Consider the following 781-nt stretch of genomic DNA (forward strand, 5'->3'; position numbering starts at 1 on the left):
ATCTTGGAATGTAGATATTGAAGGAAAGTCAAACCCTGATTATTTAAGTTATGATAATCTTCCTAATTATCAGGATGCCTGCATAATGATGCACCATTTAATAAAAAGATGGAACGACGCTCCTTTAAGAAATGAAGTTTCGCCAAATGATATATACAACGTAAGTATACACCCTTCTTGTACACCTATTGATAGTGTCGTTTTACGCTATTTGTTTGGAGAAAAGACAAAAGTTACGCTAAATGAAATGCGAGGTTTTGTAAAAGTATCAAAAGCGCAAGGTTATCATTATCGTGAAGATCATTTATTTGAAATTCCAGATTATGCAGGTGAAGGTATTAAAACGATTAGTAAATCAGTTAAAAATAAATATTCTGTTAAAGTACAAGTCTTTTGGGATGAAAATGAAGCTGATTTATACACTTTGGAAGGTAAATATATTATGACATGTCCAAAAGCACTAAGAGGAATACAGTCCCATGCAGAAATGACAGAAGATCATAAAAATGCCTTAGAACATCACTACAACCGTAAAGAAGAACATAAAAAGCATATTACCGAATTACAGCAAGCTGTAGCAGATTCGATGGCTGAACTTGATTATTTGGATATGATGGCTCTTGGAGGTGATAAAGAATCTTATAACACAATGATGGTTGAAGCTGAAGCAAATATAATTAATGAGCAAATTCAATCAAACCAGAAAAGAGCAAAAAAACAGGCAAAACCAACTGAAACAGAAAGTAAAAAAACAAACAAAGCCCTGGAGAGAGCTAAACGC

General features: G+C 33.3%; 1 protein-coding gene. It reads left to right on the forward strand.

The window, feature by feature from the left end:
- The coding region (locus tag ACMHJW_RS14665; RefSeq protein ID WP_413534145.1) for a hypothetical protein at positions 1-781 on the forward strand (781 nt) is incomplete at both ends.

Origin of the sequence: Empedobacter brevis, from assembly GCF_965118635.1 — a bacterium.
Classification (GTDB): domain Bacteria; phylum Bacteroidota; class Bacteroidia; order Flavobacteriales; family Weeksellaceae; genus Empedobacter; species Empedobacter brevis_A.